The sequence below is a fragment of the Streptomyces sparsogenes genome (genome assembly GCF_001704635.1).
GTDB lineage: Bacteria > Actinomycetota > Actinomycetes > Streptomycetales > Streptomycetaceae > Streptomyces > Streptomyces sparsogenes.
Map to the genome: position 1 here is coordinate 55,891 of NZ_MAXF01000107.1, position 25,739 is coordinate 81,629.

At 73.0% G+C, this 25,739-nt stretch carries 26 protein-coding genes and 2 pseudogenes; 16 read left to right on the plus strand and 12 right to left on the minus strand.

Annotation, left to right across the window (positions count from 1 at the left end):
- Positions 1-94 precede the first annotated feature (94 nt).
- Together BBH68_RS22715 and BBH68_RS22720 are read left to right on the plus strand one after the other, a co-directional pair.
- Positions 95-809: pseudogene (locus tag BBH68_RS22715) on the plus strand (AzlC family ABC transporter permease).
- Entirely contained in the window at positions 806-1,108 is a 303-nt protein-coding gene (locus BBH68_RS22720) for an AzlD domain-containing protein (RefSeq protein ID WP_065965316.1), read from the plus strand. The pseudogene BBH68_RS22715 and the gene BBH68_RS22720 overlap by 4 nt, the downstream one beginning before the upstream one ends.
- Positions 1,109-1,120: 12 nt before the next feature.
- On the opposite strand, the gene BBH68_RS42690 is transcribed toward BBH68_RS22720, so the two are convergent.
- A complete protein-coding gene (locus tag BBH68_RS42690; protein ID WP_065965317.1) occupies positions 1,121-2,050 on the minus strand; it encodes a serine/threonine-protein kinase in 930 nt (309 codons plus the stop codon).
- A 79-nt stretch (positions 2,051-2,129) separates the two neighbouring features.
- Here BBH68_RS42690 and BBH68_RS22730 point away from each other — a divergent pair, with 79 nt between their 5' ends.
- The 5 genes and pseudogenes from BBH68_RS22730 (at position 2,130) to BBH68_RS22750 (ending at position 8,326) form a co-directional block, all read left to right on the plus strand.
- A complete protein-coding gene (locus BBH68_RS22730) occupies positions 2,130-2,324 on the plus strand; it encodes a DUF3046 domain-containing protein (protein ID WP_065965318.1) in 195 nt (64 codons plus the stop codon).
- A gap of 219 nt (positions 2,325-2,543) precedes the next feature.
- Positions 2,544-3,755 carry an AI-2E family transporter gene (locus BBH68_RS22735; RefSeq protein ID WP_065965319.1) on the plus strand — a complete coding sequence of 404 codons (1,212 nt, stop codon included), beginning with the start codon at positions 2,544-2,546 and terminating at the stop codon, positions 3,753-3,755.
- 139 nt (positions 3,756-3,894) lie between these two features.
- A complete protein-coding gene (gene recA, locus BBH68_RS22740; protein WP_065965320.1) occupies positions 3,895-5,028 on the plus strand; it encodes a recombinase RecA in 1,134 nt (377 codons plus the stop codon).
- Positions 4,941-5,633 (plus strand): annotated as a pseudogene (gene recX, locus BBH68_RS22745) (recombination regulator RecX); the annotation flags it as partial. The gene recA and the pseudogene recX, both read left to right, overlap by 88 nt.
- A 137-nt stretch (positions 5,634-5,770) precedes the next feature.
- The gene (locus BBH68_RS22750; RefSeq protein ID WP_065965322.1) at positions 5,771-8,326 is read left to right on the plus strand and encodes an ABC transporter permease; all 2,556 of its coding nucleotides are present in this window, start codon (positions 5,771-5,773) and stop codon (positions 8,324-8,326) included.
- A gap of 85 nt (positions 8,327-8,411) precedes the next feature.
- Here the strand turns inward: BBH68_RS22750 and BBH68_RS22755 are convergent, their stop codons facing one another.
- The 8 genes from BBH68_RS22755 to BBH68_RS22785 form a co-directional block, all read right to left on the minus strand.
- Positions 8,412-8,804, minus strand: coding sequence for a rhodanese-like domain-containing protein (locus BBH68_RS22755; protein ID WP_065965323.1), 393 nt, complete (start codon positions 8,802-8,804; stop codon positions 8,412-8,414).
- Between the two features lie 4 nt (positions 8,805-8,808).
- On the minus strand, positions 8,809-9,366 hold the full coding sequence (locus BBH68_RS22760; protein WP_076970701.1) for a cupin domain-containing protein: 558 nt from the start codon (positions 9,364-9,366) through the stop codon (positions 8,809-8,811).
- Positions 9,367-9,426: 60 nt separating this feature from the next.
- A complete protein-coding gene (locus BBH68_RS44545; RefSeq protein ID WP_352140523.1) occupies positions 9,427-9,516 on the minus strand; it encodes a putative leader peptide in 90 nt (29 codons plus the stop codon).
- Between the two features lie 147 nt (positions 9,517-9,663).
- On the minus strand, positions 9,664-11,367 hold the full coding sequence (locus BBH68_RS22765) for an FAD-dependent monooxygenase (RefSeq protein ID WP_065965324.1): 1,704 nt from the start codon (positions 11,365-11,367) through the stop codon (positions 9,664-9,666).
- Positions 11,368-11,544: 177 nt separating this feature from the next.
- Complete coding sequence (locus BBH68_RS22770) at positions 11,545-12,486, minus strand: amino acid ABC transporter permease (protein ID WP_065965325.1); 942 nt, start codon at positions 12,484-12,486, stop codon at positions 11,545-11,547.
- Positions 12,483-13,130, minus strand: a complete 648-nt coding sequence (locus BBH68_RS22775) for an amino acid ABC transporter permease (RefSeq protein ID WP_065965326.1) — start codon at positions 13,128-13,130, stop codon at positions 12,483-12,485. Before BBH68_RS22775 ends, BBH68_RS22770 begins: the two co-directional genes overlap by 4 nt.
- Before the next feature lie 72 nt (positions 13,131-13,202).
- Positions 13,203-14,108 carry a glutamate ABC transporter substrate-binding protein gene (locus BBH68_RS22780; RefSeq protein ID WP_065965327.1) on the minus strand — a complete coding sequence of 302 codons (906 nt, stop codon included), beginning with the start codon at positions 14,106-14,108 and terminating at the stop codon, positions 13,203-13,205.
- 91 nt (positions 14,109-14,199) lie between these two features.
- Positions 14,200-14,976: an amino acid ABC transporter ATP-binding protein gene (locus tag BBH68_RS22785; RefSeq protein WP_065965328.1), complete on the minus strand. Its 777-nt coding sequence runs from the start codon at positions 14,974-14,976 to the stop codon at positions 14,200-14,202.
- 272 nt (positions 14,977-15,248) lie between these two features.
- On the opposite strand from BBH68_RS22785, the gene BBH68_RS22790 reads away from it, so the two are divergent.
- On the plus strand, positions 15,249-15,959 hold the full coding sequence (locus BBH68_RS22790) for a response regulator transcription factor (protein ID WP_065965329.1): 711 nt from the start codon (positions 15,249-15,251) through the stop codon (positions 15,957-15,959).
- Between the two features lie 21 nt (positions 15,960-15,980).
- Positions 15,981-17,387, plus strand: a complete 1,407-nt coding sequence (locus tag BBH68_RS22795) for a sensor histidine kinase (RefSeq protein WP_065965330.1) — start codon at positions 15,981-15,983, stop codon at positions 17,385-17,387.
- 48 nt (positions 17,388-17,435) lie between these two features.
- Here BBH68_RS22795 and BBH68_RS22800 read toward each other — a convergent pair whose 3' ends face one another.
- Positions 17,436-18,434 carry a TAXI family TRAP transporter solute-binding subunit gene (locus BBH68_RS22800; protein WP_065965331.1) on the minus strand — a complete coding sequence of 333 codons (999 nt, stop codon included), beginning with the start codon at positions 18,432-18,434 and terminating at the stop codon, positions 17,436-17,438.
- Between the two features lie 116 nt (positions 18,435-18,550).
- On the opposite strand from BBH68_RS22800, the gene miaB reads away from it, so the two are divergent.
- The 3 genes from miaB to BBH68_RS22815 are packed head-to-tail and all read left to right on the plus strand — an operon-like array spanning position 18,551 to position 21,173.
- Positions 18,551-20,086: a tRNA (N6-isopentenyl adenosine(37)-C2)-methylthiotransferase MiaB gene (miaB, locus tag BBH68_RS22805; protein WP_065965332.1), complete on the plus strand. Its 1,536-nt coding sequence runs from the start codon at positions 18,551-18,553 to the stop codon at positions 20,084-20,086.
- 48 nt (positions 20,087-20,134) lie between these two features.
- Entirely contained in the window at positions 20,135-20,440 is a 306-nt protein-coding gene (locus tag BBH68_RS22810) for a hypothetical protein (RefSeq protein ID WP_065965333.1), read from the plus strand.
- A 10-nt stretch (positions 20,441-20,450) separates the two neighbouring features.
- Positions 20,451-21,173 carry a class III extradiol dioxygenase subunit B-like domain-containing protein gene (locus tag BBH68_RS22815; protein ID WP_065965334.1) on the plus strand — a complete coding sequence of 241 codons (723 nt, stop codon included), beginning with the start codon at positions 20,451-20,453 and terminating at the stop codon, positions 21,171-21,173.
- A gap of 130 nt (positions 21,174-21,303) precedes the next feature.
- Here BBH68_RS22815 and BBH68_RS22820 read toward each other — a convergent pair whose 3' ends face one another.
- Together BBH68_RS22820 and BBH68_RS22825 are read right to left on the minus strand one after the other, a co-directional pair.
- Positions 21,304-21,567, minus strand: coding sequence for an antitoxin (locus BBH68_RS22820; protein ID WP_065965335.1), 264 nt, complete (start codon positions 21,565-21,567; stop codon positions 21,304-21,306).
- Between the two features lie 24 nt (positions 21,568-21,591).
- Positions 21,592-21,888 carry a hypothetical protein gene (locus BBH68_RS22825; protein ID WP_141713045.1) on the minus strand — a complete coding sequence of 99 codons (297 nt, stop codon included), beginning with the start codon at positions 21,886-21,888 and terminating at the stop codon, positions 21,592-21,594.
- 255 nt (positions 21,889-22,143) lie between these two features.
- Between BBH68_RS22825 and miaA the strand changes: the two genes are divergently transcribed.
- The 4 genes from miaA to dapF all read left to right on the plus strand — a co-directional run bounded on the left by miaA (position 22,144) and on the right by dapF (position 25,633).
- The gene (miaA, locus tag BBH68_RS22830) at positions 22,144-23,082 is read left to right on the plus strand and encodes a tRNA (adenosine(37)-N6)-dimethylallyltransferase MiaA (protein WP_065965337.1); all 939 of its coding nucleotides are present in this window, start codon (positions 22,144-22,146) and stop codon (positions 23,080-23,082) included.
- A gap of 107 nt (positions 23,083-23,189) precedes the next feature.
- Positions 23,190-23,696 carry a hypothetical protein gene (locus tag BBH68_RS22835; protein WP_065965364.1) on the plus strand — a complete coding sequence of 169 codons (507 nt, stop codon included), beginning with the start codon at positions 23,190-23,192 and terminating at the stop codon, positions 23,694-23,696.
- Positions 23,697-23,740: 44 nt separating this feature from the next.
- Positions 23,741-24,570, plus strand: a protein-coding gene (locus BBH68_RS39705) for an IS5 family transposase (protein WP_425428835.1) whose coding sequence is annotated in 2 segments (ribosomal slippage) — positions 23,741-24,080 and positions 24,080-24,570 — 831 coding nt in all. Because the reading frame shifts where the segments join, the coding sequence is not laid out codon by codon here.
- Between the two features lie 148 nt (positions 24,571-24,718).
- The gene (gene dapF / locus BBH68_RS22850) at positions 24,719-25,633 is read left to right on the plus strand and encodes a diaminopimelate epimerase (RefSeq protein ID WP_065965340.1); all 915 of its coding nucleotides are present in this window, start codon (positions 24,719-24,721) and stop codon (positions 25,631-25,633) included.
- Positions 25,634-25,739: the final 106 nt, after the last annotated feature.

Genomic DNA, 25,739 nt, shown 5'->3' on the forward strand with positions numbered 1-25,739 from the left:
GCGGAGTGTGGCAGAACAGATCGACATACGTACCGGCTCCGGGGCCGGTCCCGGAGCCGACCGCGGTTCCGGAGACGAGCCCGGAACCGAGCCCGTGACCGGCTCCCCGCCCGGAGCGCCCAAGGCGAGCACGGCCGTGGTCCGCGACGCGCTGGGCGTCGGGGTCGCGGTCGGGCTCTCCGGCTTCGCCTTCGGGGTGACGTCGGCGGGCGCGGGCCTCAGCGTCCCGCAGACCTGCGCGCTCAGCCTCCTCGTCTTCACCGGCGCCTCGCAGTTCGCCCTCGTGGGCGCGCTGGCGGCGGGCGGCAATCCGCTCACCGCCGCCGCGGGGGCGTTCTTCCTGGGCGTGCGCAACGCCTTCTACGGGCTGCGGCTGTCCGGCCTCCTCGCGCTGCCCCGTTCGGTGCGGCCCCTGGCCGCCCAGTGGGTCATCGACGAGACCTCCGCCGTCGCCCTGGCGCAGCCGGACCGGCGGAGCGCGCGGCTCGGCTTCACCGTCACCGGCCTGAGCCTGTACGTCCTGTGGAACCTCACCACGCTGATCGGCGCCCTCGGCGCGTCCGCGCTCGGCGACACCGCCGCCTGGGGGCTGGACGCCGCCGGCCCGGCGGTCTTCCTCGCCCTGCTGGCCCCTCCGCGGCACGGTCGAGCGGGCCGCGGCCGGCCTCGGGGCCCTGCTCGTCCTCGGCTGCCTGCCGGCGCTGCCCGCCGGCGTACCGGTCCTGGTGGCGGCGCTCGCCGCGCCCGCCGTGCTGGCCGCGCACGGCCTGCGCGCCCGGCGCGCGACCGGGGAGGGGAGGGACCGTTGAGCACCTGGATCGCCATCGGTGTCACCGCGGCCGGGTGCTACCTGGTCAAACTGCTGGGCCTGTCGGTGCCCGCCGGCGCGCTCGAGCGCCCGCTCGTCCGGCGCCTGGCCGCGCTGCTCCCCGTCGCGCTGCTGGCCGCCCTCACCGCCCAGCAGACCTTCGGCGACGGCGGGCACCTGGTCCTCGACGCGCGGGCCGCCGGGCTCGGCGCGGCCGTGATCGCCCTGGTGGCGCGCGCTCCCTTCCTGGTGGTGGTCGCCGTCGCGGTGGCCGTCACCGCGGGCGTACGGGCGCTGTAGCCGCGGGCCCCCTCACAGGGCGCGGCCGTACGCGCGCAGCGTCAGCAGGGCCTCGATGGTCACGATCGGCCGCGACTCCAGGGCCGCCCCGGGCGCCCGGGTGCTCCGGCGGAGGGGCCAGCCGCCGTCCTCGCACTGGGAGTCCGCGAGGAAGTCGAGCGACCGCTCCACTTCGGTGTCGGTGAACCATGCGCGGGCGGGGGAGCCGGGAGTGGGCGCCACCTCGTGGACGAAGATCCGCCGGTCCGGGGGGTGGCCGTGCGGAGGCGGGGTGGCCCGGGCGGCTTCGGGGTCCAGCGCCACCAGCCCCTGCTTGCGCACCCGCCGGCCGAGCCGCTCCGCCGCCGCCAGCGCCCGGGGGCGGTCCGGCGCGCCGTCGAGGAAGGCGACGGCCGCCAGGACCTCCTCCGCACGGGGCGCCGCGCGCTCCTCCAGCGCCGCGACCGCCGCCCAGCAGAAGTCGGTGGCCCGGAACAGCCAGGCATGCCAGACGTCGTTGCGGTGCAGCAGCCCCACCACCGGGCCGGTGGTGAGCAGGTCCCCGGCCGGGCCGTCCGCCACCGGGCCCCCGAAGGCCGCCGGGCTGCCCGGCGGCGCGGGGCGGTGCGCCGGGAGCGCGCCGTCCGGGGTGGTGATCTCCGTCAGATAGCGGCACAGGCCCTCCGCGCGCCGCCCCCCGCAGCGGCCGATCCCGTCCAGGACGCGCAGCGCGTGCGCGGCGTGCTGCGGCCGGCTGTGCGGGCCCCGCAGGTCCGGCTCCAGGGCGTGGCCGTAGCCCCCGTCGTCCCCCAGGTACGCGGTCAGCGCGGTCTCGACCGGGTCGGCGCCCCCGCCCAGGAAGTGGTACGCGAATCTGCGCTGCTCGAGCACCCGGGCGGTCAGCCATACGAACTGCTCGGCGCGGGCCAGCGGGGAGGAGGGGGCTGCTGCGGATCGGTCCATGGGCCGACCGTAGGCCGGAAAGCGCTGTCGCACGGCGGCTCGCGCCGGAGTGCACCCCCAGGAGCGCGATACTGGGCGCATGCGGTTGACGGACTTCTGGCGACGGATGGCGGACTACTTCGGAGAGGGGTACGCCGACTCCTTCGCGCGCGACCATGTGATGTCGGAGCTCGGCGGCCGCACCGTGCACCAGGCGCTGGACGCCGGCTGGGAGGCCAAGGACGTCTGGCGCGGGGTCTGCCGCGCGATGGAGATTCCGGCGGACCGGCGCTGACGAGCGCTGACGAGCGCTGACGAGCGCTGACGAGCGCTGACGAGCGCGGACAAGCGCGGACAAGCGCTGACAAGAACGGACAGGCGCTGACAGGCGCTGAGCCGAGCGGTGAGCAAGGGCTGAACAAGCGCCGAGCGGGCGCCGCGCGGCCGCCGTCCCGCGGGCCCCGACTCGCGGGGTGGCCGGATGTCCGCCCCGGATGTACGCCACACTTGCCCAGTGGCCCCCGCAGAAGAGACCCTCCCGCCCGACGCCGACGGCGTCCCCGCCGCCCCCGAGGCCGCCGCCGCCCGCGAGGCGCGGCCCGACGGGCGCATGCCGCGCTGGCTCCCGCGCGCCATGGTGCTCGCGCTGGCCCTGGTGGCCTGTTTCCGCCTCGCCACCTGGGCCTTCGACCAGCTGACCGGACTGCTCCTCAACATCCTCATAGCGTTCTTCCTCGCGCTCGCCGTCGAACCGGCCGTGGACCGGATGGCGGCGCGCGGCGTGCGCCGGGGGCTGGCCACCGGGCTGGTCTTCCTCGGCATCCTGATCGGCGTCGCCGGGTTCTTCACCCTGCTCGGCTCGATGCTCGCCGACCAGATCGTGACCATGGTCGAGGAGTTCCCGAAGTATCTGGACCAGGTGGTCAGCTGGATCAACGAGACCTTCCACACCGAGCTGTCGCGGGTCGAGATCCAGGACAGCCTGCTCCACTCCGAGTGGCTGCAGAGCTACGTCAAGAACAGCGCGAACAACGTGCTGGACGTCTCGGCGCAGGTGCTCGGGGGGCTCTTCAAGGTCCTCACGGTGACCCTCTTCGCCTTCTACTTCGCCGCCGACGGCCCCCGGCTGCGCCGCGCCCTGTGCTCGGTGCTGCCGCCGAGCCGGCAGACCGAGGTGCTGCGCGCCTGGGAGATCGCGGTCGCCAAGACCGGCGGCTACATCTACTCGCGTGGCCTGATGGCGCTGATCTCCGGCATAGCGCACTACGTGCTGCTGGAGTGGCTGGGCGTGCCGTACGCCCCGGCGCTGGCCGTCTGGGTGGGGGCGATCTCGCAGTTCATCCCGACCATCGGCACCTATCTGGCGGGCGCCCTGCCGATGCTCATCGCGTTCACCGTCAACCCCTGGTACGCGCTGTGGGTACTGGTCTTCGTGGTGGTCTACCAGCAGTTCGAGAACTACCTGCTGCAGCCGCGCATCACCGCCAGGACCGTGGACATCCACCCGGCCGTCTCCTTCGGCTCGGTCATCGCGGGCACCGCCCTGCTGGGCGCGGTGGGCGCGCTGATCGCGATCCCGGCGACCGCGACGCTGCAGGCGTTCCTCGGCGCGTACATCAAGCGGTACGACGTGACGGACGACCCGCGGGTCCAGGGCCGGACGCGGCGCCGGCGCGGCATGTCGGCGCTCGCGCGGGCCCGCGACGCGCTGAAGCGGCGCGGTTGACACGAAAATCGAACATCCATTCTCATGGTGGATCTCGGCTGAGTTATCCACAGGCGGAGGGCGTCCGGGCCGCTTGTCAGTGGCAGGCGTTAGCGTCGTGGACGTGAAGCGATCGACACAAGCAAACCGGGTGGAACCCATGGCAGGAACCGACCGCGAGAAGGCGCTCGACGCCGCGCTCGCACAGATTGAACGGCAATTCGGCAAGGGCGCAGTGATGCGCATGGGGGAGCGGCCGAACGAGCCGATCGAGATCATCCCCACCGGATCGACGGCGCTCGACGTGGCCCTCGGCGTCGGCGGCCTGCCGCGCGGCCGTGTGGTGGAGGTCTTCGGTCCCGAGTCCTCCGGTAAGACCACCCTGACCCTCCACGCGGTGGCCAACGCCCAGCGGGCCGGCGGCACGGTCGCCTTCGTGGACGCGGAGCACGCCCTCGACCCGGACTACGCGCAGAAGCTGGGCGTCGACACCGACTCCCTGATCCTCTCCCAGCCGGACAACGGCGAGCAGGCGCTCGAGATCACCGACATGCTGATCCGTTCCGGCGCGCTCGACCTCATCGTCATCGACTCCGTCGCCGCCCTGGTGCCGCGCGCGGAGATCGAGGGCGAGATGGGCGACTCCCACGTCGGCCTCCAGGCCCGGCTGATGAGCCAGGCGCTCCGCAAGATCACCGGCGCGCTCAACCAGTCCAAGACCACCGCGATCTTCATCAACCAGCTCCGCGAGAAGGTCGGCGTCATGTTCGGCTCCCCGGAGACGACGACCGGTGGCCGGGCGCTGAAGTTCTACGCCTCGGTGCGCCTGGACATCCGCCGCATCGAGACGCTCAAGGACGGCACCGAAGCGGTCGGCAACCGCACCCGCGTCAAGGTCGTGAAGAACAAGGTCGCGCCGCCCTTCAAGCAGGCCGAGTTCGACATCCTCTACGGCCAGGGCATCAGCCGCGAGGGCGGCCTGATCGACATGGGCGTCGAGCACGGCTTCATCCGCAAGTCCGGCGCCTGGTACACGTACGAGGGCGACCAGCTCGGCCAGGGCAAGGAGAACGCCCGGAACTTCCTGAAGGACAACCCCGACCTGGCCAACGAGATCGAAACGAAGATCAAGGAGAAGCTGGGCATCGGCGTCAAGCGGGAGGAGCCGGCCGTGGAGCCCGGCGCCGACGCGGGCGCCCCGGCCGCGGCCGCCGCCGCACCGGTGAAGGCGGCGCCCGCCACGGCGGCCAAGGCCGGGACGAAGGCGGCCAAGGCCGCCACGGCCAAGAGCTGACCGTGACGCGGCGGACCGACTGGCCGGACGGCCAAGGCCGTCCGGCCGGCCCGGACAGCGGCGTCCCCTCCTCGTCGAGGGCCGAGCAGGGGCCGCCGCGCGACCCGGAGGAGCAGGCGCGGGCGATCTGCCTGCGCCTGCTCACCGGGACCCCGCGCACCCGCCGACAGCTCGCGGACGCGCTGCGCACCCGCGGCATCCCCGACGAGGTGGCGCAGGAGGTGCTGTCCCGCTTCGAGGACGCGGGGCTGATCGACGACGCGGCGTTCGCCGACGCCTGGGTGGAGTCCCGCCACCACAGCCGGGGCCTCGCCCGCCGTGCGCTCGCGCGGGAGCTGCGCACGAAGGGGGTGGACCCGGCGCTGATCGACGAGGCCGTCGGGCAGCTCGACGCCGAGCAGGAGGAGCACACCGCCCGCGAGCTGGTGGAGCGCAAGCTGAGGGCCACCCGCGGCCTCGACCGGGAGAAGAGGCTGCGCCGGCTGGCCGGGATGCTCGCGCGCAAGGGCTATGCGGAGGGGCTGGCGCTGCGGGTGGTGCGGCGCGCGCTGGAGGAGGAGGGGGAGGACCCGGAGCTGCTGGAGCGGCATCTGCCCGAGGGGTGAGTCCGGTGCGGTCGGCGGCCCCGACCTGCTGGAGAGGGGGGTTAACCCGACCCTGAAGAGGCCGGTCGGCCGGAGCGCCCCCGCCCCCGGCCCCGTGGAATGGTGCGCTCATGACAGAGCACACCGCACGGCGAGCCATGATGTTGCGCTATGCGATACGGACCCTGCGCGCCCGCAAGGGCGGATTCATCGGCGCGCTGCTCGCCCTCTTCTGCGCCTCGGCGCTGATCACCGCCTGCGGCGTGCTGCTGGAGACCGGCCTGCGCGGCTCCATCGCCACCGAGCGCTATGCCGCGACCCCCGTCGTCGTCTCGGCCGACCAGTACGTGCACCAGGTCACGGTCAAGCACAAGAAGGGCAAGACGAAGGTCAAGCACAAGGCCAAGCCCCTCGCCGAGCACGCCTGGCTGCCGTACGGGACGGTGCGCACCCTCCAGCGGGTCCCCGGAGTGCGCCGGGCGGTCCCCGAAGTCACCTTCCCCGCCCACGCGGTGACGCCCGACGGCCGCGTCCTGTCCGGCCCCGACGGCACCCCCTCCTATGGCCACGCCTGGAGCTCCGCGCCGCTGACCCCCTTCGCCCTCACCCGCGGCAGCGCCCCGCGCCTCGCCGGAGACGTCGTCGTCGACCGCGCACTCGCGGCCCGCGCCGGCCTCGAGCCCGGTGACCGGCTCACCGTCCAGTCCACCGCCGCCCCCCGCACCTACCGCGTCACCGGCATCGCCGCCCCGGCCGGCGGCGAGCTGCGCCGGCAGACCAGCCTGTTCTTCACCGACTCCGAGGCCACCCGGCTCGCCGCCCACCCCGGCCGGGTCGCCGCCATCGGCGTACTGCCCGAGCCGGGCACCGACCCCGCCCGGTTGAAGCACGACCTCGCCACGGCCCTGACCGGCACCAAGGCCCGGATCCACACCGGCGGCGACCGCGGGCCCACCGAATTCCCCGACGCGGCGGCCGCCCGCACCCGCCTGGTCAGCATGGGCGGGGCCATGGGCGGCACCTCGCTCCTGGTCGCGGTCCTCGTCGTGGTCGGCACCTTCGCGCTCTCCATCCAGCAGCGACACCGCGAGATCGCGCTGCTCCGCGCCATCGCCGCCACCCCGCGCCAGATCCGCCGCCTGCTCGGCCGGGAGGCCCTGCTCGTCGGCCTGGTGGCGGGCGCCCTGGGCGCGCTCGCCGGACTGCCCCTCGCCCACTGGCTGTACGGCCGGTTCGTGGAGGTGGGAGCCGTCCCCGCCACCTTGCACCTGGCCGTCGGCTTCTTCCCGATGGGCGCGGCCGTGGCCACCACGCTGCTCGGCGCCTGGGCCGCGGCCCGGATCTCCGCCCGCCGGATCGTCCGCATCCGGCCCGCCGAGGCCCTGTCCGAGGCCGCGGCCCCGCGGCCCCGCCCGGCCCTGGGGCGGACGCTGGCCGGACTGGCGCTGCTGGCCGGCGGAGTGGTCCTGGTCGTGCTCCTCGGCCATCTGCACACCGAGCCCGCCTCGACCCCCGTCACCTACCTCGCCGTCGTCGTCCTCGCCGGAGCCGTCGCGCTGCTCGGCCCGCTGATCGTCCGTACGGCGGTGGCGGTCCTCGCGCTTCCGCTGCGCGTCGTACGGCCCTGGGGCCGGCTGGCCACCGCCAACCTCCGGGGGAACGCCACCCGGATGGCCACCGCCGTCACCCCGCTCGTGCTGCTCATCGGCATGGCCGCGACGGTCCTCTTCCTCCATCCCACGCTCGACGACGCCGCCCGGCGCCAGGCCAGGGACGGCAACCGCGCCGACTGGACGCTCGCGTCCCAGGGCCCCGGCGTGCCCGGGGCGGCGGCCGCCGCGGTCCGCGGGACGCCGGGGGTCACGGCGGCCACCGAGGTGGTGCGGACCACCGTGCGCGTCGGCCTCGACAAGTACCAGGCGCAGGGCGTGACCCCCCAGGGCCTGACCCGGACCTGGGACCCGGACGTCACCCGGGGCTCCCTGGCCCGCTTCGGTGCCGGCACCGCGGCCCTCAGCGAGGTCGCGGCCGACGACCTGGGACTGGCCCCCGGCGGCAGGCTGCGGCTCACCCTCGGGGACGGCACCCCCGCCACGCTCACGGTCGTCGCCGTCTACGCCCGCGGGCTGGGCTTCGGGGATCTGACCCTGCCCCACGACCTGGTGGCCCGGCACGTCGACAATCCGCTGGCCTCGTCGGTGCTCGTGGCCGCGGACCACGCCGCGCGGGCCCGGGTGGCGAAGGCCGTGCGGGGCTTCCCGGGGGTCCGGGTCCTCGACCCGGACCGGGTGGAGGAACTGCGCGCCGCGACCGCCCGGTCGAACGCGGAGGTCGACTACATCGCGATGGGCCTCATCGTGGCCTTCACCGCCATCGCCGTCGTCAACACCCTGGCCATGTCCACGGCCGAGCGCGGCCGGGAGTTCGCGAAGCTCAGGCTGGCCGGGGCCACGCGGCGCCAGGTGCTGCGGATGCTGCGACTCGAGACGGCGGGCCTGCTGCTGATCGCGGTCGTCCTGGGCACCGGGACGGCGCTCGCCGTCCTGACCGCGTTCAGCGTCGGCATGACCGGCGGCGCGGCGCCCACCGTCGTCCCGCTCACCTACGCCCTCGTGCTGGGGCTCGCGGCGCTGCTGGCCTTCGCGGCGACCGTGCTGCCCGGGCGGCTGGCCCTGTCGGCCCGGCCGGTGGACCTGGCCTCGGCCAAGGACTGAACCCAGGACTGAACCGCGCACCGGCCCCCGGGAACGGCAAAGGCTCAAGTCCGGGGGCCGGCCGGTCGGTTGCGGGCGGGGGCGCTCAGGGGTGGGGGCGCACCGGAAGGCCCGCCGCGCGCCACGCCTGGAAGCCGCCCACCAGGTCCGTGGCGCGGGACAGCCCGAGCTGTCGCAGCGAGACCGCCGCGAGGCTGGAGGCGTACCCCTCGTTGCACACCACCACGACCCGCAGGCCGTGGTCGGTGGCCTCCGGCAGCCGGTGGTCGCACAGCGGGTCGAGCCGCCACTCCAGTTCGTTGCGCTCGACGATCAGCGCCCCCGGTATCGTCCCGTCCCGCTCCCGCAGCGCCGCGTACCGTATGTCCACCAGCAGCCCGCCCTCGGCGTGCGCCGCGGCGGCTTCCTCGGGCCCGAGGCGGTCGAGTCCGGCACGGGCCTCGGCCAGCAGGTCGTCGATGCTCCGCTTCCGGCTCACCGGATCACTCCCATTCGGCCGGCCGCTCGACCTGCTCCAGCCGCAGCACCGCTCCGGTGCGGCTGTACCGGCGGATCAGCGGCAGCGGCGGGTAGTAGGCGTGGACCGACACGGCGTGCCGGTCCGTGGAGGTGTTGAGCACCTCGTGCACGTGGTGCGGCCCGAAGGCGCGGCCCTGTCCGGCGGCGACCCGCCGCTCGCGGTCGACGTCGTCGGCCAGTTCCAGGGTCTTCCAGCCCTCGGTGGGCAGGCGCGCCGCGAGTGACTGTTCCCAGAGCTCTCCGGCCGCCGTCACGAACGCGCCGTGCGAGCCGCCGTGGTCGTGCCAGCCGGTGCCGGTGCCGGGCGGCCAGCCGATCAGCCATGCCTCGCTGCCGCCCGGCCCCTCGAGCCGCAGCCAGGTGCGGCCCTCCGGGTCGAGGGGGAGCGAGTCGACGAGGGCGGTGTCGGCCGCCGTCCGGCGGACGAATTCCAGGAGTTCCGCCGGGGTGGGCGCGGCGTCGGCGGAGGGCCGGGCGGAACCCGCGGGCAGGGTGGGCGAGGAAGTGCTTGTGTCGGGCACGGAGACCGTCCTGAGTGATCGCAAAGGGGCGCGGTCCGAGCCGCGCGGGAAAGAAGTCGATCAACAGGAGGGGCAACAGACGCAGCCCGCGTAGCGGACGAGGTCCACATGGACCCTCCGCCAGAAGCGCGGCAACCGGGCGTCAGTCACGCGGCGTACTCAACCACGCCCCGGAACCCAAGGTCAACTACTCCCGTCCACCCCTCGGACGCGTCCCGTACGCCTCCTGGTGGCACGCCGGAGGCACCACCTGACGCCCACTCCGGTGCGCGCGGCGTGCGCGCCGCGCGCACCGCCCTATCGGCGCGCCGTCGCCTCCGCCTCCACCGCGGGCCCCTCGGCCGCGCCCCGTCCGGCCCGCCCGCCCAGCGCCGCGTCCACGCACGCGTACAGCTCCGCCGGGCGCACCCCGGCCAGCGCCGCGACCAGATGCCCGTCGGGCCGCACCAGGAGCACGGTGTGGGCCGGGGCTCCCGGGTACTCCTCGGCCACCAGCAGCTCGGCCCCCACCGGGAGCGCCGCGATCGCCGCCGCGAGCCGTGGCATCAGCCCGGCGCGCAGCCAGTGGCGGCGGTCCCACACGCCCGTCCCGGGGGCGACGAGGACGACCAGCGGCTCCCGCCCGAGCCGCGCCCACAGCCGGGTGAGCGACCCGTCCGGGGCGGTCACCGGCACATCGGCCGCGAGGGCGCCGATCTCGGTGTCGACGGCGACCGAGCCCTCGGGGGCCGCCGCGGGCGTCAGGGGCGAGCGGTCGTGGACCGGCGGCTCGCCCAGCGGGCCGCGCCCCAGGTGACCGTCGGTGAGCAGCGCGTCGTGGGCGCGCACCGCGCCGGGCAGTACGGAGCGCCGTACCGCGTGCCAGCCGCCGGCCGCCCGCGCCAGCGGCAGCGCCTGGTCCGCGGCGCGCAGCCGGGCTCCCACCGCGCCGCGCCGCTCGGCCTGGTAGCTGTCGAGCAGCGCCTCCGTCGCCCCGTGGTGCCAGGCGAGGGACAGCTTCCAGGAGAGGTTGCCGACGTCGCGCAGCCCCTCGTCGAGCCCTTGGGTGCCGAGCGCGCCGACCAGGTGGGCGGCGTCCCCGGCGAGGAAGACACGGCCGACGCGCCAGCGGCGCGCGAGCCGGTGGTGCACGGTGTGCACGCCGGTGTCCAGAAGCTCATGGGGGAGCGCGGGATCGCCGCACCACCCCGCGAGGGTGTCGCGCACCCGCGCGAGGAGCGCCTCCGGCGTGACCAGGTCCCGGCCCGGCGGCAGCAGCCAGTCCAGCCGCCAGACGCCGCGCGGCAGCGGCCGGGCCAGCACCTCCGCGTCGGCCGCGCGCCACGGTGGAGAGCGGTGCAGGACCGCCTCGCCGGGCCAGGGGAGTTCGGCGCGCAGCGCGGCGACCGCGTGCCGTTCCACCGCGGTGCGACCGGGGAAGCGCACGCCCAGGAGCTTGCGGACGGTGGACCGCGGCCCGTCGCAGCCGATCAGATAACCGCCCCGCCACCAGGTGCTCTGGGCGCCCCGGGTGTGGACGGTGACGCCCCGGGCGTCCTGCTCCAGGGTGTCGACGCGGGTGCCCCGGACGATCCGCACCAGGTCCTCGCCGGGGACCGCGGCCAGCGCGGCGCGCAGGGCGCGGGTGAGCTCGTGCTGGGGCAGATGCAGCGGCGACGGCGGCGCCGCCTCCGTCTCCTCGTCCGCGGGCCGGCCGCCGCGGCCGTCCGGGTGGCCACTGCCCGGGTGGACCCCGTCGGGGGCCAGGGCCAGCTGCCGGACCACCTGCCGACGCCGCAGGGTGCGCCAGCCGGTCCACGGCTCGGCCGCGTCGGCGGCCCGGCAGCCAAGCCGCTCCAGCAGGGCTGCGGTGTCGGGGCGCAGCACGACCGTACGGGCGGGGCGGGGCTCGTCGCCGCCCTGGCTCTCATCCAGCAGGATGACGGGCACTTCGGAGCGCGCGAGCGCGAGGGCCAGGGCGAGGCCGACCGGGCCCGCCCCGGCGACGATCACCGGGTCCACGGCGCGGTTCCCGTGTCCCTGCGCGGCGTACGTGACAGACGAAAACTGGCAGCTGAAACCCGGTGCGCGATCACACAAAGTATGCAACCCACTGCGGGTCCCCGCGTCAAGCGACGGGGGCGGTGGCGCGTGCGCGCCACCGCCCCCGTCGGACCGGATGTCGGACCGCGTCAGCGGTCAGTTCTTCGTCGCGGTGCCGGCCGGACCGGCGACCTCGGAGTGATCGATGACGTCCAGAGCGTCTCCCGCGGCGATCGGCTGCTCGGCCGGGGCGACCGCGATGCCGCTCTTGGCGCGCCGGCCGCGCCGCTCGATCCAGGTGGCCAGGGCCGACAGTGCCATGCACAGAGCCACGTAGATGGCACCGCCGACGATGATCAGCGGGACGTACGGGTAGTCGTCGTTGACGACGGTGTTGCCGGCGATCTGCTGGACCTGGTACAGCAGCTCCTGGTACGTGATGACGTAGCCGAGCGAGGTGTCCTTCAGGGTGACCACCAGCTGGCTGATGATGGTCGGCAGCATCGCGCGGACACCCTGCGGGATCAGGATGGTCATCATGACCTGGGTCTTGCGCATGCCCAGGGCGTAGGCGGCCTCGCGCTGCCCCTTGGGCACCGAGTTGATGCCCGCCCGCAACACCTCCGCCTGCACCGAGCCGTTGTAGACGGCCAGGCCGACGACCAGGGCCCAGAACTCCGTCCCGTCGCCGGCGAACCCCAGGTCGTTCTTGTAGGTGAGGAAGATCTGCCACAGGGCGTAGATCGTGATCAGCAGCGGGATGGACCGGAACAGCTCGATGAAGCCGGTCGCGAACCAGCGGACCGCCTTGTGGTCCGAGAGCCGGCCGACCGCCAGCACCACGCCGAGCGCCAGCGACAGCACCGCGGCCACCGCGAACACCTGGAGGGTGGTCAGCAGGCCGTCGACGATGTCGTTGCGGACACCCGCGTAGTTGAAGATGTCCCACATCTCCGGCGCGAACTGGCCCTTGTCGTTCAGCCGCACGACGATGAAGGCGATCAGGCCGAGCACGGCGAGAGTGCCGATGACCGAGTACACGCGGTTGCGAATACGGGCCTTGGGGCCGGGTGCGTCGTACAGGACGCTTGCGCTCATCGGGCCACCTCCATGCGGCGCTCAAGCAGTCGGAAGAGTCCGCTGATGGCGAGGGTGATGACCAGGTAGGCGAGGGCGATCCACAGGAAGATCCAGCCGGTCGGGTATCCCTTGTCGTTCAGCAGCTTCGAGACGTTGAACAACTCGGTGTTGCTGAAGGCGCCCGCGATCGCGGAGTTCTTGGTGAGCGCGATGAATATGCTGCTCAGTGGGGGGATCACGGTCCGGGTGGCCTGCGGCAGGACGATCATCCGCAGGGTCTGGAAGAAGGTCATCCCCAGCGACCGGGCCGCCTCGGCCTGCCCGATCGGCACCGTGCTGATGCCGGATCGGACAGCCTCGCAGATGAACGTCGAGGTGTAGCAGCCCAGGGCCCCCACGGCGAGCTTGTAGGGGCTCGTCCCGGGGAAGAGGATCTGCGGGATCACGAAGAACGCTATCAGGAACAGCAGGGTCAGCGGGGTGTTCCGCAGCAGGGTGACCCAGGCGGTGCCGAAGGCACGCAGCGGCGGGATGGGGGACACCCTGAAGCCGGCCATGACGATGCCGAGGATGAGGGCGAGCGCCGCGCTGGCCGCGGTCAGCGACAGGGTTCCGAGGAAACCTTCGCGGAACTCAGGGAAGTAATCGAAGAGTAGATTCATCTGTTCTCCGCGCTAGCGGTCAGGGCAGCGCGACGGATCGCACCGGCTTCAGGGCGTACGGGGAGAACCGGCTCAGTAGCGCGGCAGGGGCGTCTCGGGGGCGACGTAGGCGGAGCCGGACTTGCCGAGCGTGCCCTCGTACGCCTTCTTGTAGTCGCCGTTCTTGATGTGCTTCTCGAGCGCGTCGGTGATCGCGTCGCGCAGCGCCTTGTCGCCCTTGTTCATGCCGATGCCGTAGGGCTCCTTGGTGAACGGCTTGCCGACGACCTTGAGCTTGCTCGGGCGCTGGGCGGCGTAGCCCTTGAGGATCGCGTCATCCGTGGTGACCGCGTCCACCTGGCCGTCCAGCAGCTGCTTGACGCACAGCGAGTACTTGCCGAGCTCGGTGGTCTTGGCGCCGTACTTCGACTTCTTGATCTCCTGCAGCGGGGTGGAGCCGACGATGGAACAGACCTTCTTGCCCTTGACCGACTCCGGGCCGGTGATGTCCTTCTCGTCCTTGCGCACCAGGAGGTCCGCGCCGGCCACGTAGTACGGCCCCGCGAAGCCGACCTGCTTCTTGCGCTCGTCGTTGATCGTGTAGGTGCCGACGTAGTAGTCGACCTGGCCCTTGGAGATGGAGGTCTCGCGGACGTTGGAGTCGACCGTCTTGAACTCGATCTGGTCCTCGGAGAAGCCCAGGTCGGCGGCGACCATCTTGGCGATCTCGATGTCGAAGCCGGAGCGCTTGCCGGTGGTGTCCTCGAAGCCGAGGTAGGGCTGGTCGGCCTTGGCGCCGATGATCAGCTTGCCGCGCTTCTGCGCCGCCTTGAGGGTCGGCGAGTCCAGCTTCACGTCCTTGGCGACGGTGTACTTGCCGCTGATGACCTCGCCGCCCTTGGGCTTGTCACCGGCGTTCCCCTCCTTGCCACCGCAGGCAGCGGTCGCAGCCAGAGCCAGAACCACCGAAGCCGCAGCGGCCGTCTTACGAATACTCATCGTGCATCCCTCAGGTTGTTGTGCGTGCAGACGTGGGTGAGCCGTGCGGGGCTCAGTGGTGACGTGGGGGGGATCGGTGCTGAGGTGGGGCTCAGTGGTGAAGGATCTTGGACAGGAAGTCCTTGGCCCGCTCGCTGCGGGGGTTGTTGAAGAACTCCTCGGGCTTGGCCTCTTCGACGATCCGGCCGTCGGCCATGAAGACCACCCGGTTCGCCGCGGAGCGGGCGAAGCCCATCTCGTGGGTGACGACGACCATCGTCATGCCGTCCCGGGCGAGCTGCTGCATGACGTCCAGCACCTCGTTGATCATCTCCGGGTCGAGCGCGGAGGTCGGCTCGTCGAACAGGATCGCCTTCGGGTCCATGGCGAGCGCCCGGGCGATGGCCACGCGCTGCTGCTGACCGCCGGACATCTGCGCGGGGTACTTGTCCGCCTGCTTGCCCACGCCCACCCGGTCGAGCAGGGTGCGGGCCTTCTCCTCGGCGGCCTTCTTGTCGACCTTGCGCACCTTCAGCTGGCCCAGCATCACGTTCTCGAGCACGGTCTTGTGCGCGAAGAGGTTGAACGACTGGAAGACCATGCCGACGTCGGCACGCAGCCGGGCCAGCTCCCTGCCCTCTTGAGGCAGTGGCTTGCCGTCGATCGTGATGGTGCCGGAGTCGATCGTCTCCAGGCGGTTGATGGTGCGGCAGAGGGTCGACTTGCCGGACCCGGAAGGGCCGATCACGACGACCACTTCGCCCCGTGCGATGTTCAGGTTGATGTCCTGGAGCACATGCAGCGCGCCGAAGTGCTTGTTGACTCCTGACAGCGCAACCAACGCGTCCGCAACAGGCGTTGCGTCCTTGGTCACCGGTACTTCGCTCATTCGGCGTTTCGCTCCGTCCTCCTCGGTTGGGAGGACCTTAGGGGGCCGCCGAGACCAGCGTCATCACATCTGAGCGGAAATTGAGGATAACGATATGACAGTGGTCCGACACTCTGTGTATCTGTGATCCGCTGCTGTCGTACCGGCTACATAACGGAAACCCAAGTGTGACTGAATGCGTCTTGACGAGCACGCGTCCACTGGGCGTGGATGCCCTGTGGCCATGTTGCCGAAACACATGCGCCACTTTCCGAAAGGTGGTGGAGAGGTCGGTGCGACTGCTGCTCGTCGAGGACGACAACCATGTCGCCGCGGCGTTGTCCGCGGTGCTCGCGAGGCACGGTTTCGATGTCACGCACGCTCGCAGCGGCGAGGAGGCGCTCAGAGCGCTGCTGCCCGACTCGGGGCCGCCGTTCGGCGTGGTGCTGCTCGACCTCGGTCTGCCGGATCAGGACGGCTTCCAGGTGTGCGGCCGCATCCGCAAGCGGACCACCACTCCCGTGATCATGGTGACCGCGCGGGCGGACGTACGATCCCGCATCCATGGCCTCAACCTCGGTGCCGACGACTACGTGGTCAAACCCTACGACACCATGGAGTTGCTCGCCCGGATCCACGCTGTGAGTCGGCGCACGCTTCCGGCCGAGCCCGCGGCGAGCCCCGAGGAGACCACCGACGGCCGCCAGCCGCCGCTGCGGATCGGCCCCGTCACCCTCGATCTGCCCACCCGGCAGGTCGCGGTGGACGGCACCACCATCTCCCTCACCCGCAAGGAATTCGACCTGCTTGCGCTGCTCGCCCAGCGCCCCGGCGTCGTCTTCCGCCGCGAACAGATCATCAGCGAGGTCTGGCGCACCAGTTGGGAGGGGACCGGGCGCACCCTCGAGGTGCACATCGCCTCGCTCCGCTCCAAACTCCGCATGCCCGCCCTGATCGAGACGGTCCGCGGCGTCGGGTACCGCCTGGTGTCACCGGCCGTCTGAGGACCCGCGAGACTTCTCCCCGTGCGCACCCGACTTCTCCCGCTCCTCATCGTCCTCATGGCCGGCGTGCTGCTGGCGCTCGGCTTCCCGCTCGCCGGCAGCGTGGCCGCCCGCGAGCAGCAGCGCGTGGTCGTCGACCGGATCGACGACACCGCGCGGTTCGCCGCGCTCGCCCAGTTCGTCACGGCCGGGCCGGCGGCCGCCGCCACCGCCGAGGACGACGAACGGCTGAGCACCCTGAGGGCCGAGCTCCGGCGCTACCACGAGCTGTACGGCATCCGGGGCGGCGTCTTCTACCGGAACGGCCGTCCCATGGCCCAGGCGCCCGGCGACTGGCGGCTGCCCGAAGACGGGGACGGCGCCGAGGCCTTCGACGAGGCCCTCCAGGGCCGTCGCAGCCACGACCCGGACCAGGTCTGGCCCTGGCAGGAGGGCCGGCTCACCGTCGCCTCCCCGGTGGTGCGCGACGGCGACGTGGTGGCCGTCGTCGTCACCGACTCGCCCACCGGGCAGATGCGCTCGCGCATCATCCACGGCTGGCTGCTGATCGGCGCGGGGGAGGCGGCCGCGATGCTCCTGGCGGTCGGCGCGGCCTTCCGGCTCACCGGCTGGGTGCTGCGCCCCGTACGGATCCTCGACACCGCCACCCACGACATCGCCACCGGGCGGCTGCAGTCGCGCGTCGCGGCCGCCTCCGGGCCTCCCGAGCTGCGCCGGCTCGCCCGCTCCTTCAACGAGATGGCCGACAACGTCGAAGAGGTCCTGGAACAACAGCGGGCGTTCGTCGCCGACGCCTCCCACCAGCTGCGCAACCCGCTGTCCGCGCTGCTGCTGCGCATCGAGCTGCTGGCCCTCGAACTGCCCGACGGCCATGAGGAGATCGCCTCGGTGCGCACCGAGGGCAAGCGCCTCGCCCAGGTCCTGGACGACCTCCTCGACCTCGCCCTGGCCGAGCACTCCACCACCGACCTGGGGCTCGCCGACATCGCCGAACTCGCCACCGACCGCGTGGACGCCTGGCTCCCGGTCGCCGAGCGCAAAGGCGTCCGCCTGTCCTACCAGGGCCCGACGGCCGTCACCGGCTGGGCCGACCCGGTGGCGCTGTCCAGCGCCCTGGACGCGGTCGTGGACAACGCCGTGAAGTTCACTCCCACCGGGGCTGACGTGGTGGTCTCCGCCCAGCCGGACGGGGACACGGTCGCGATCGTCGTCGCCGACGGGGGCCCCGGCCTCACCGAGGACGAACTCGCCCGCGTCGGCGACCGCTTCTGGCGCAGCAGCCGCCACCAGAACATCTCCGGCTCGGGCCTGGGGCTGTCGATCTCCCGGGCGCTGCTCGCCGCGGGCGGCGCCACCATCGCGTACGCCCCCAACGAGCCGTGCGGGCTGCGGGTGACCATCACCCTGCCGCGCACGGCGCCGCAGTGATCAGCGCTACGGCTTGGCCGAGCGGCGCTACGGCCTCGCCGAACGGCTTTACGGCTTGACCGAGCGGTAGTAGCGGGCCGCGCCCGCGTGCAGGTCCAGCGGGTCGGTGAAGATCGCGGTGCGCAGGTCCACCTTCTGCGCCGCGTGCACCTTGACCCCGATGCGGTCCCGGTTCTCTATCACGGTCCGGGTGACGGCCTCCGCGAGCGCGGGGTCCACCCGGTCCGTGGTGACCAGCAGGTTCGGCACGGCGATCGTCTTGATGGCGTCCTGCTGACCCATGTCCTCGTACGCGTCGGCGGGCACCGAGGCCGCCCGGTAGTAGCGGGTCACGCCGCCCTGGCGGTGCAGCGGGCCGATGAGGTCGCCGAGTTGGACCAGCCGGATCGGGAAGTCGTGGGCGAGGGTGCGCACCGCGGTCGTCGGAAGCCCACCGGACCAGAAGAACGCGTCCAGCTTCCCGGCCTTCAGCAGAGCCGGCATCTGGTCGATGCCCTTCCGTACGGCGTGGACGTCCCGGTCCATGTCGAGCCCGGCGGCCTTGAGCAGGGACTTGGCGATCAGCTGCACACCCGAGTCGTCCTCGCCGACCCCGACCCGCAGCCCCTTGAGGTCCCGGGCGGACCGCACCTTGGAGCCCTTGGCCACCACGAGCTGCATGTAGTCGTCGTACAGCCGCGCGCAGGCGCGCAGCCGGTCGGCGTGGACCCCGCCCTGCTCCTGGTAGGCGGCGACCGCGTCACTGGCGGCGATGGCGAACGTGGCCCGGCCCTCCGCGAGCCGCCGGACGTTGTCCGGAGAGCCCTTGGAGTGCTGAAGCGTCACATGCAGGCCGGGGAGGTCCCGCGCGAGATCGCGCCGCAGCATCTTGCCGTACGTCTCGTAGACCCCGGTGGGCACGCCCGTCGCGAAGGTCACCCGGCCTCGCGGGGACTCGTCGCCCCCCATCGGCAGCAGCCACCACAGCAGAAGTGCGAGCGCGAGGGCACCGGCGCCGGCGGACAGCAGCGCGCGGCGCCGGCCAAGGCGCGGAAGACGGACGGCCATGGCCGAGATCCTGCCAGCCCCCGGGGGCGAAGGGGGAGGCGGGGGACGCCCCGCGACGACCGGAGGCGCGGGAGCGCGGGGACGAGGCCCTCCGCGGACCGCCTACCCTTGGACGCATGACCAGCAGCGACCGGAGCACGGCGGTGGATGTCCGCTCATCTAAGACATATGAGATCCGCACCTACGGGTGTCAGATGAACGTCCACGACTCCGAGCGGCTCTCCGGCCTCTTGGAGGAGGCCGGCTACGTCCGCGCGCCCGAGGGGGCGGGCGAGGGCGACGATGCCTTCGCGGACATCGTCGTGTTCAACACCTGCGCGGTGCGGGAGAACGCCGACAACAGGCTGTACGGCAACCTCGGCAGGCTGGCGCCGGTCAAGGCCAGGCGCCCCGGCATGCAGATCGCCGTCGGCGGGTGCCTGGCCCAGAAGGACCGCGACACCATCGTCAAGAAGGCCCCCTGGGTCGACGTGGTCTTCGGCACCCACAACATCGGCAGCCTGCCGGTGCTGCTGGAGCGCGCCCGGATCCAGGAAGAGGCCCAGGTCGAGATCGCCGAATCCCTGGAGGCCTTCCCCTCCACCCTCCCGACGCGGCGGGAGTCGGCCTACGCCGCCTGGGTCTCCATCTCCGTCGGCTGCAACAACACCTGCACCTTCTGCATCGTCCCGGCGCTGCGGGGCAAGGAGAAGGACCGCCGCCCGGGCGACATCCTCGCCGAGGTGGAGGCCCTCGTCGCCGAGGGCGTCAGCGAGATCACCCTGCTCGGCCAGAACGTCAACGCGTACGGGTCGGACATCGGCGACCGCGAGGCGTTCAGCAAGCTGCTGCGCGCCTGCGGGAAGGTGGCGGGCCTGGAGCGGGTCCGCTTCACCTCGCCCCACCCCCGCGACTTCACGGACGACGTGATCGCCGCCATGGCCGAGACCGACAACGTGATGCCCCAGCTCCACATGCCGCTCCAGTCCGGCTCCGACGCCGTACTGAAGGCGATGCGCCGCTCCTACCGGCAGGAGCGCTACCTAGGGATCATCGAGAAGGTGCGCGCCGCCATGCCGGACGCCGCCATCTCGACCGACATCATCGTCGGCTTCCCCGGCGAGACCGACGCCGACTTCGAGCAGACCCTGCACGTGGTGCGCGAGGCGCGCTTCGCCCAGGCCTTCACCTTCCAGTACTCCAAGCGGCCCGGCACCCCGGCCGCCGAGATGGACGGCCAGGTGCCGAAGGCCGTCGTGCAGGAGCGGTACGAGCGGCTGGTCGCCCTCCAGGAGGAGATCTCCTGGGAGGAGAACAAGAAGCAGGTCGGCCGGACCGTGGAGGTGCTGGTCGCCGAGGGCGAGGGCCGCAAGGACGGCGCGACGCGGCGGCTGTCCGGCCGCGCCCCCGACAACCGGCTGGTCCACTTCACGCGGCCCGAGGAGAGCGTCCGCCCGGGCGATGTCGTCACCGTGGACATCACCTACGCCGCTCCGCACCACCTGCTCGCCGAGGGCCCGGCCCGGGGCGTGCGGCGCACCCGCGCGGGCGACGCCTGGGAGCGGCGCAACGCGGCCGAGGCGAAGAAGACCGCGGGCGTGATGCTGGGCCTGCCGACCGTCGGCGCTCCGCCGCCGGTCGCCGTGCCCGCCGCGGGCTGCGGCTGCGACTGACACGACCGGCCGATCTCCACGGGGGGACGGCGTGACGGGGGGAACGGCATGACGGGGGAGGACGCGCCGGGAGCCGGCCCGGCGACGTGGTGGGGCCTGATCGTCGAGTGGCACTTCTCGGCGATCGCCCTGGACCACATCAGAGGCACCCGGGAGGAGGCGCTGGAGGCGCTGCGCGAGCGCGCCCTGCGCTACCAGCCGAAGCACCCGGCCAATCCGACCCGCCGGCTGGTGTACCGGGACGGAGACACCTTTCTGCTGATCCTGGAGACCTTCGGCGACAACTACCGCTTCCGGTTCCGGGTGGCCGAACTGCTGTGGGACTCCGCGCCCCGGCCCGGGTCCCCCGGATAGGCTGGCGATCATGCTGATCGCCGCCGCCGTGTGTCCCTGTCCGCCGCTGCTGGTGCCCGAGGTCGCCGCCGGGGCGGCCGGTGAGCTGGACACGCTGCGCGCGGCGTGCCTGGACGCGGTCGGCGTGCTGGCCGCGGCGCGGCCCGATCGGCTGATCGTCGTCGGGCCCGCTGAGTGCGACGGGCGCGGACCGCACCCGCAGGGCACGCCCGGCTCCTTCGGCGGCTTCGGGGTGGACCTGGCCGTACGGCTCGGCGGCTGGGACGAGCCCGCGGGCGAGGCGTCCGAGCGGGCGCTGCCGCCCTCGCTGGCCGTGGCCGCGTGGCTGCTGGAGCGCGCACGGTGGCAGGCGGCGCCGGTCGAGGGGCTGGGGGTGGGGGAACCTCTGGCCGCCGAGCGGTGTAGAGAAGTCGGGAGGGAGCTTGCGGCGCAGGCCGAGCGGGTCGCGCTGCTGGTGATGGGCGACGGCAGCGCGTGCCGGACGGTGAAGGCCCCGGGCTATCTCGACGAGCGGGCGGCCGCCTTCGACGAGGCGGTGGCGCGGGCGCTGGGCGCGGCGGACATCGGCACGCTCGCCGAGCTGGACGAGCAGCTGGCGGCCGAGCTGAAGGCGGCGGGCCGGGCGCCGTTGCAGGTGCTCGCGGGCGCGGGCGAAGGGGCCGCGCTGAAGGGGGAGTTGCGGTATGAGGGGGCGCCGTACGGCGTGGGGTATTTCGTCGCGATGTGGTCGTAGCGGGCGCGGGCCGCGGGGTGCCGGGTGGCCGTCCGGGAGCGGGTACGGGCGGGGTGCCGGGTGGCGGTCCGGGAGCGGGTACGGGCGCGGCCGCGGAGCGGGTGCTCCGCGGCCGTTCACCGATCGGGGTTCAGGCGTCGTGCCGGCGCTGGCCCGGCCGGCCCTTGGCCCTGCCTTTGCCCTCGGGCGTCTGGGAGAGGCGGTTGAGGGCGTCCTTGGCCTTGTCCGCACCGGTCTCGAGTTTGTCGCGGTACTTGCCCTTGGTCTTGGCGTCGACCGTCCTGACGGCCTTGTCCAGGCCCCGCTCGATCCGGGACTCATGCTGCCGCGTGAAGCCGACGGCCTTGTCCTTCATGGCTCCGGCCTTGGCCTTGAGGTTGTCCAGCGTGCTCATGGGCCACCTTCCCTCGGTCAATGACTATCTCCGGGCGCTCTCACCGGTTTCGCTGGCCGCGGCGCCGTCCAAGGAGTCCTGCGAAGCCTCCGGAGCCGGCTCCGGCTCGGGCTTCGGCTCGGCCTCCCGCGCGGCCTCGACCTCCTGCTTGGACTGCTGCTTCGGGATGCCGACGCCGTCACCCGCCAGGGCCGCGGCCCCGGCGGGCGGTCCCGGCTCCGTGACGTCCGCCGCGCCGACCGTCGCTCCGGCCGTGTCCCCGGACGCTCCGGCCCTGTCCCCGGACGCGCCGGATGTCGCTCCGGTCGTTTCGGCCGTCACTCCGGCCGCTTCCCCGGCCGTCTCCCCGGCCGCCTCCTCAGGCGCCGACGTGTCCTCGGGAGCGTGCTCGGTTGACGCCTCGGGCGGTCGACTCGCCTCCCTTGAGGCTCGACGAAACCAGTCAAAAACACCCATTTGTATCTCCATACCCTACTCGTGTGGGCGATATCGCGTGCCGCTCAGGCAACGACCCCTGAGGGTTTCCGTCACGTCGCTCATTCGAGTAGGCCGTCCGGCGTTTGCGAGACTGGTCCGGTGAATACAGCAGGCCCCCCACCCCGCGTCATCGCCGTCGTCGGCCCCACCGCGGCCGGAAAGTCGGACTTGGGCGTCGCGCTCGCCCACCACCTCGGCGGCGAGGTGGTCAACGCCGACTCCATGCAGCTCTACCGGGGCATGGACATCGGCACCGCCAAGCTGACCGAGGAGGAGCGCCAAGGCGTGCCCCACCGGCTGCTGGACATCTGGGACGTCACCGAGACGGCCAGCGTCGCCGAGTACCAGAGGCTGGCCCGCGCCGAGATCGACCGGCTGCTGGCGGAAGGCCGCATCCCCGTCCTGGTCGGCGGCTCGGGGCTGTACATCCGCGGCGCGATCGACGCCCTGGAGTTCCCCGGCACGGACCCGGCCGTCCGAGCCCGCCTGGAGGCCGAGCTGGCGGAGCTGGGCCCGGGGGCCCTGCACACCCGGCTCGCCGCAGCCGACCCGGAGGCGGCCCGCGCGATCCTGCCCAGCAACGGCCGGCGGGTGGTGCGGGCGCTGGAGGTCATCGAGATCACCGGCCGCCCCTTCACCGCCAACCTGCCGGGCCACGAGGCCGTCTACGACACCCTGCAGATCGGCGTGGACGTCGAGCGCCCCGAGCTCGACGAGCGCATCGCCCGGCGCGTGGACCGCATGTGGGAGGCCGGCCTCGTGGACGAGGTGCGGCGGCTGGAGGGCGCCGGGCTGCGCGCCGGCCGCACCGCCTCCCGCGCGCTGGGCTATCAGCAGGTGCTCGCCGCGCTCGCCGGGGAGTACGGCGAGGACCAGGCGCGCGCCGAGACCGTGCGGGCCACCAAACGGTTCGCGCGCCGCCAGGACTCCTGGTTCCGGCGCGACCCGCGCGTCCACTGGCTCAGCGGCGCGGCCGACCGCCGCGAGCGGCTTCTGCCGGACGCGCTGGCGTTGGTCGACCGGGCGGTCACAGCCTGATCACGTGATGGCATCGGGACGCTCCGTATGCCATAACGGCCCCTGCGGGCGTGCCATCATCGAGCTCCGATCGTGCTGTTGTTCAGGAGTTGGGAGGGCGGGTGGCGATGGAGGCCGGCCCTCGCGACGCATCGCAGCAGTCGCCCCACGGCGACCCCGGACCGCTCACCTCCGACAGCCCGGACCTCGCCTCCGACGGCCCCGACGACGACCCGGTCTCCGGCGAACCGGGCATCCCGGCGATCGACGACGGCACCGAGGGACTCCCCGCCTCCGGCGAGTCCTTCAGCGAACTGCGGCCGCCGCGCCGGCTGCGGATCTGGCAGCTCGCGCCGATCGTCGGCCTGGCCATCCTCGGCTCCCTGATGTTCGCCTTCCCGCTCGCCTTCGAATTCGGCGACGGCGGGGCGGTGGTCGCCATGCTCGGGCTGCTGCTCAGCTGCTGTGCCGCCGGGTGGGGCCTGACGGCCGCCCGCCGCGTCGGCTACACCTGGCCCGGGCTGCCGCCCCGGGGCTCCGGGCGCCGCCCCGACTGGCGCTTCGTCGTCCTGTACGTGGTGGTGGTGGCCCTGCTGGCCGCCCTCACCATCTGGCGCGTCGCCCGGCTCCGCTAGGGTCTGTCGTCAAATGATCTTCGGTCGAGGATCATGGTCGGGTGATACGTCGCCATGAACTGTCCGATGCCGAATGGGCCTTCGTGCAGCCGCTGCTGCCCCGGTCCGAGCGGGGCCGCAGGCGGCTGGACGACCGGACGGTCCTCAACGGGATCGTGTGGAAGTTCCGGACCGGTACGGCCTGGCGGGACGTGCCCGAGCGGTACGGTTCCTGGGCCACGCTGCACACCCGCTTCCGCCGGTGGGCCAAGGACGGCACCTTCGAGCGGATGCTCCGGGCCGCCCAGGCCAAGGCCGACGCGGCCGGGGACATCGAGTGGCTGGTGTCGGTCGACTCCACGATCGTCCGGGCCCACCAGCACGCGGCCGGAGCGCGAAAAGGGGGCTCCGCACCCCGGGACTCGGCCGGTCCCGAGGCGGCCTGACCAGCAAGATCCACCTGGCCTGCGACGCTGTGGGGCGACCACTCGCCTTCACCGTCACCGGCGGGAACGCCAACGACTGCACCCAGTTCACCGCCGTGATGAAGGCGATCTGTGTGCCCCGGCTGGGACCGGGGCGGCCCCGGGTCCGACCCGGCCACGTCATCGGCGACAAGGGCTACAGCTCCAAGGCCATACGCACCTGGCTGCGGCAGCGGAACATTCGGCACACCATCCCGGAACGGTCCGACCAGATCCGCAACCGGCTCCGACGCGGCAGCCGTGGTGGACGTCCGCCAGCCTTCGACAAGCAGGTCTACAAACGGCGCAACGTCGTCGAACGGTGTTTCAACCGACTCAAGCAGTGGCGCGGCATCGCCACCCGCTACGACAAGACCGCCGAGTCCTACCAAGCCGCCGTCACCCTCGCATCGCTGCTGATGTGGGCGTGACATTTGACGACAACTCCTAGCTCCTCCGCGGGCCCCTCCGTGAGCCCCGTCCGGCGGCTCCTGAGCGGGCCCCGCCGGCGCTCCCATGGTCCCCGCGGTGGGCGGCCCCGTCCCGGCGGTTGTCCCCGGCGCCCCGTAAGATCGAGGGATGAGCGACGCCCCCCGGCCGGCCTTCCTCAAGGGCCACGGCACCGAGAACGACTTCGTCATCGTCCCCGACCCGGACGGTCGGCTGGAGCTGTCCCCGGCCGCCGTCGCCCGCATCTGCGACCGGCGGGCCGGGGTCGGCGGTGACGGGCTGATCCGCGTCGTGCGGTCCTCGGCGCACCCGGAGGCGCGGGGCATGGCCGACGAGGCCGAGTGGTTCATGGACTACCGCAACAGCGACGGCAGCGTCGCCGAGATGTGCGGCAACGGCGTCCGCGTCTTCGCCCGCTACCTGCAGCGGGCCGGGCTCGTCGAGCCGGGCGATCTCGCGGTCGCCACCCGGGCCGGGGTGCGGCGCGTCCACATCGCCAAGGACGGGCCCGGCGGCGCGGACGGCCCCGGCGGGGCGATCACCGTCGGGATGGGCAAGGCCCTGCTGCCCGAGCCCGGCCCCGAGGGCCCGGTCACGGTCACGGTCGGCGAGCACAGCTGGCCCGCCCGCCACGTGGACATGGGCAACCCGCACGCGGTCGCGTTCGTGGACGACCTCGCCCAGGCCGGCCGTCTGCTCGACGCTCCCGCCGTGACCCCCGGCTCCGCGTACCCCCACGGCACCAACGTCGAGTTCGTGATCGACCGCGGCCCGCGTCACGTGGCGATGCGGGTGCACGAGCGCGGCTCCGGCGAGACCCGCTCCTGCGGCACCGGCGCCTGCGCCGTGATGGTCGCCGCCGCCCGCAGGGACGGGGCCGATCCGGCGGTCGACGGCCGGCCCGTCACCTACACCGTGGACGTCCCCGGCGGACGCCTGGTGATCAGCGAGCTTCCGGACGGGACGGTGGAGATGACCGGCCCGGCGGTGATCGTCGCGGAGGGCGAGCTCGACCCCGACTGGCTGGACACGGCCCTCGGCTGACAGTTCACCCCAATGGGTGATCCATTTCACTCTGGGCGAGAGCCGGTCGGCCGTGCGTGATGGGCTCGGTAGCATCAAGCACCGGCCCAGGGGGAGTGCCCATGCC

Coding starts and splice junctions, on each gene's coding strand:
- BBH68_RS42690 (WP_065965317.1), bottom strand. CDS start 2,050: ATGGACCGATCCGCAGCAGCCCCCTCCTCCCCGCTGGCCCGCGCCGAG.
- BBH68_RS22730 (WP_065965318.1), top strand. CDS start 2,130: ATGCGGTTGACGGACTTCTGGCGACGGATGGCGGACTACTTCGGAGAG.
- recA (WP_065965320.1), top strand. CDS start 3,895: ATGGCAGGAACCGACCGCGAGAAGGCGCTCGACGCCGCGCTCGCACAG.
- BBH68_RS22750 (WP_065965322.1), top strand. CDS start 5,771: ATGATGTTGCGCTATGCGATACGGACCCTGCGCGCCCGCAAGGGCGGA.
- BBH68_RS22770 (WP_065965325.1), bottom strand. CDS start 12,486: ATGAGCGCAAGCGTCCTGTACGACGCACCCGGCCCCAAGGCCCGTATT.
- BBH68_RS22775 (WP_065965326.1), bottom strand. CDS start 13,130: ATGAATCTACTCTTCGATTACTTCCCTGAGTTCCGCGAAGGTTTCCTC.
- BBH68_RS22780 (WP_065965327.1), bottom strand. CDS start 14,108: ATGAGTATTCGTAAGACGGCCGCTGCGGCTTCGGTGGTTCTGGCTCTG.
- BBH68_RS22785 (WP_065965328.1), bottom strand. CDS start 14,976: ATGAGCGAAGTACCGGTGACCAAGGACGCAACGCCTGTTGCGGACGCG.
- BBH68_RS22800 (WP_065965331.1), bottom strand. CDS start 18,434: ATGGCCGTCCGTCTTCCGCGCCTTGGCCGGCGCCGCGCGCTGCTGTCC.
- miaB (WP_065965332.1), top strand. CDS start 18,551: ATGACCAGCAGCGACCGGAGCACGGCGGTGGATGTCCGCTCATCTAAG.
- BBH68_RS22810 (WP_065965333.1), top strand. CDS start 20,135: ATGACGGGGGAGGACGCGCCGGGAGCCGGCCCGGCGACGTGGTGGGGC.
- BBH68_RS22815 (WP_065965334.1), top strand. CDS start 20,451: ATGCTGATCGCCGCCGCCGTGTGTCCCTGTCCGCCGCTGCTGGTGCCC.
- BBH68_RS22820 (WP_065965335.1), bottom strand. CDS start 21,567: ATGAGCACGCTGGACAACCTCAAGGCCAAGGCCGGAGCCATGAAGGAC.
- BBH68_RS22835 (WP_065965364.1), top strand. CDS start 23,190: ATGGAGGCCGGCCCTCGCGACGCATCGCAGCAGTCGCCCCACGGCGAC.
- dapF (WP_065965340.1), top strand. CDS start 24,719: ATGAGCGACGCCCCCCGGCCGGCCTTCCTCAAGGGCCACGGCACCGAG.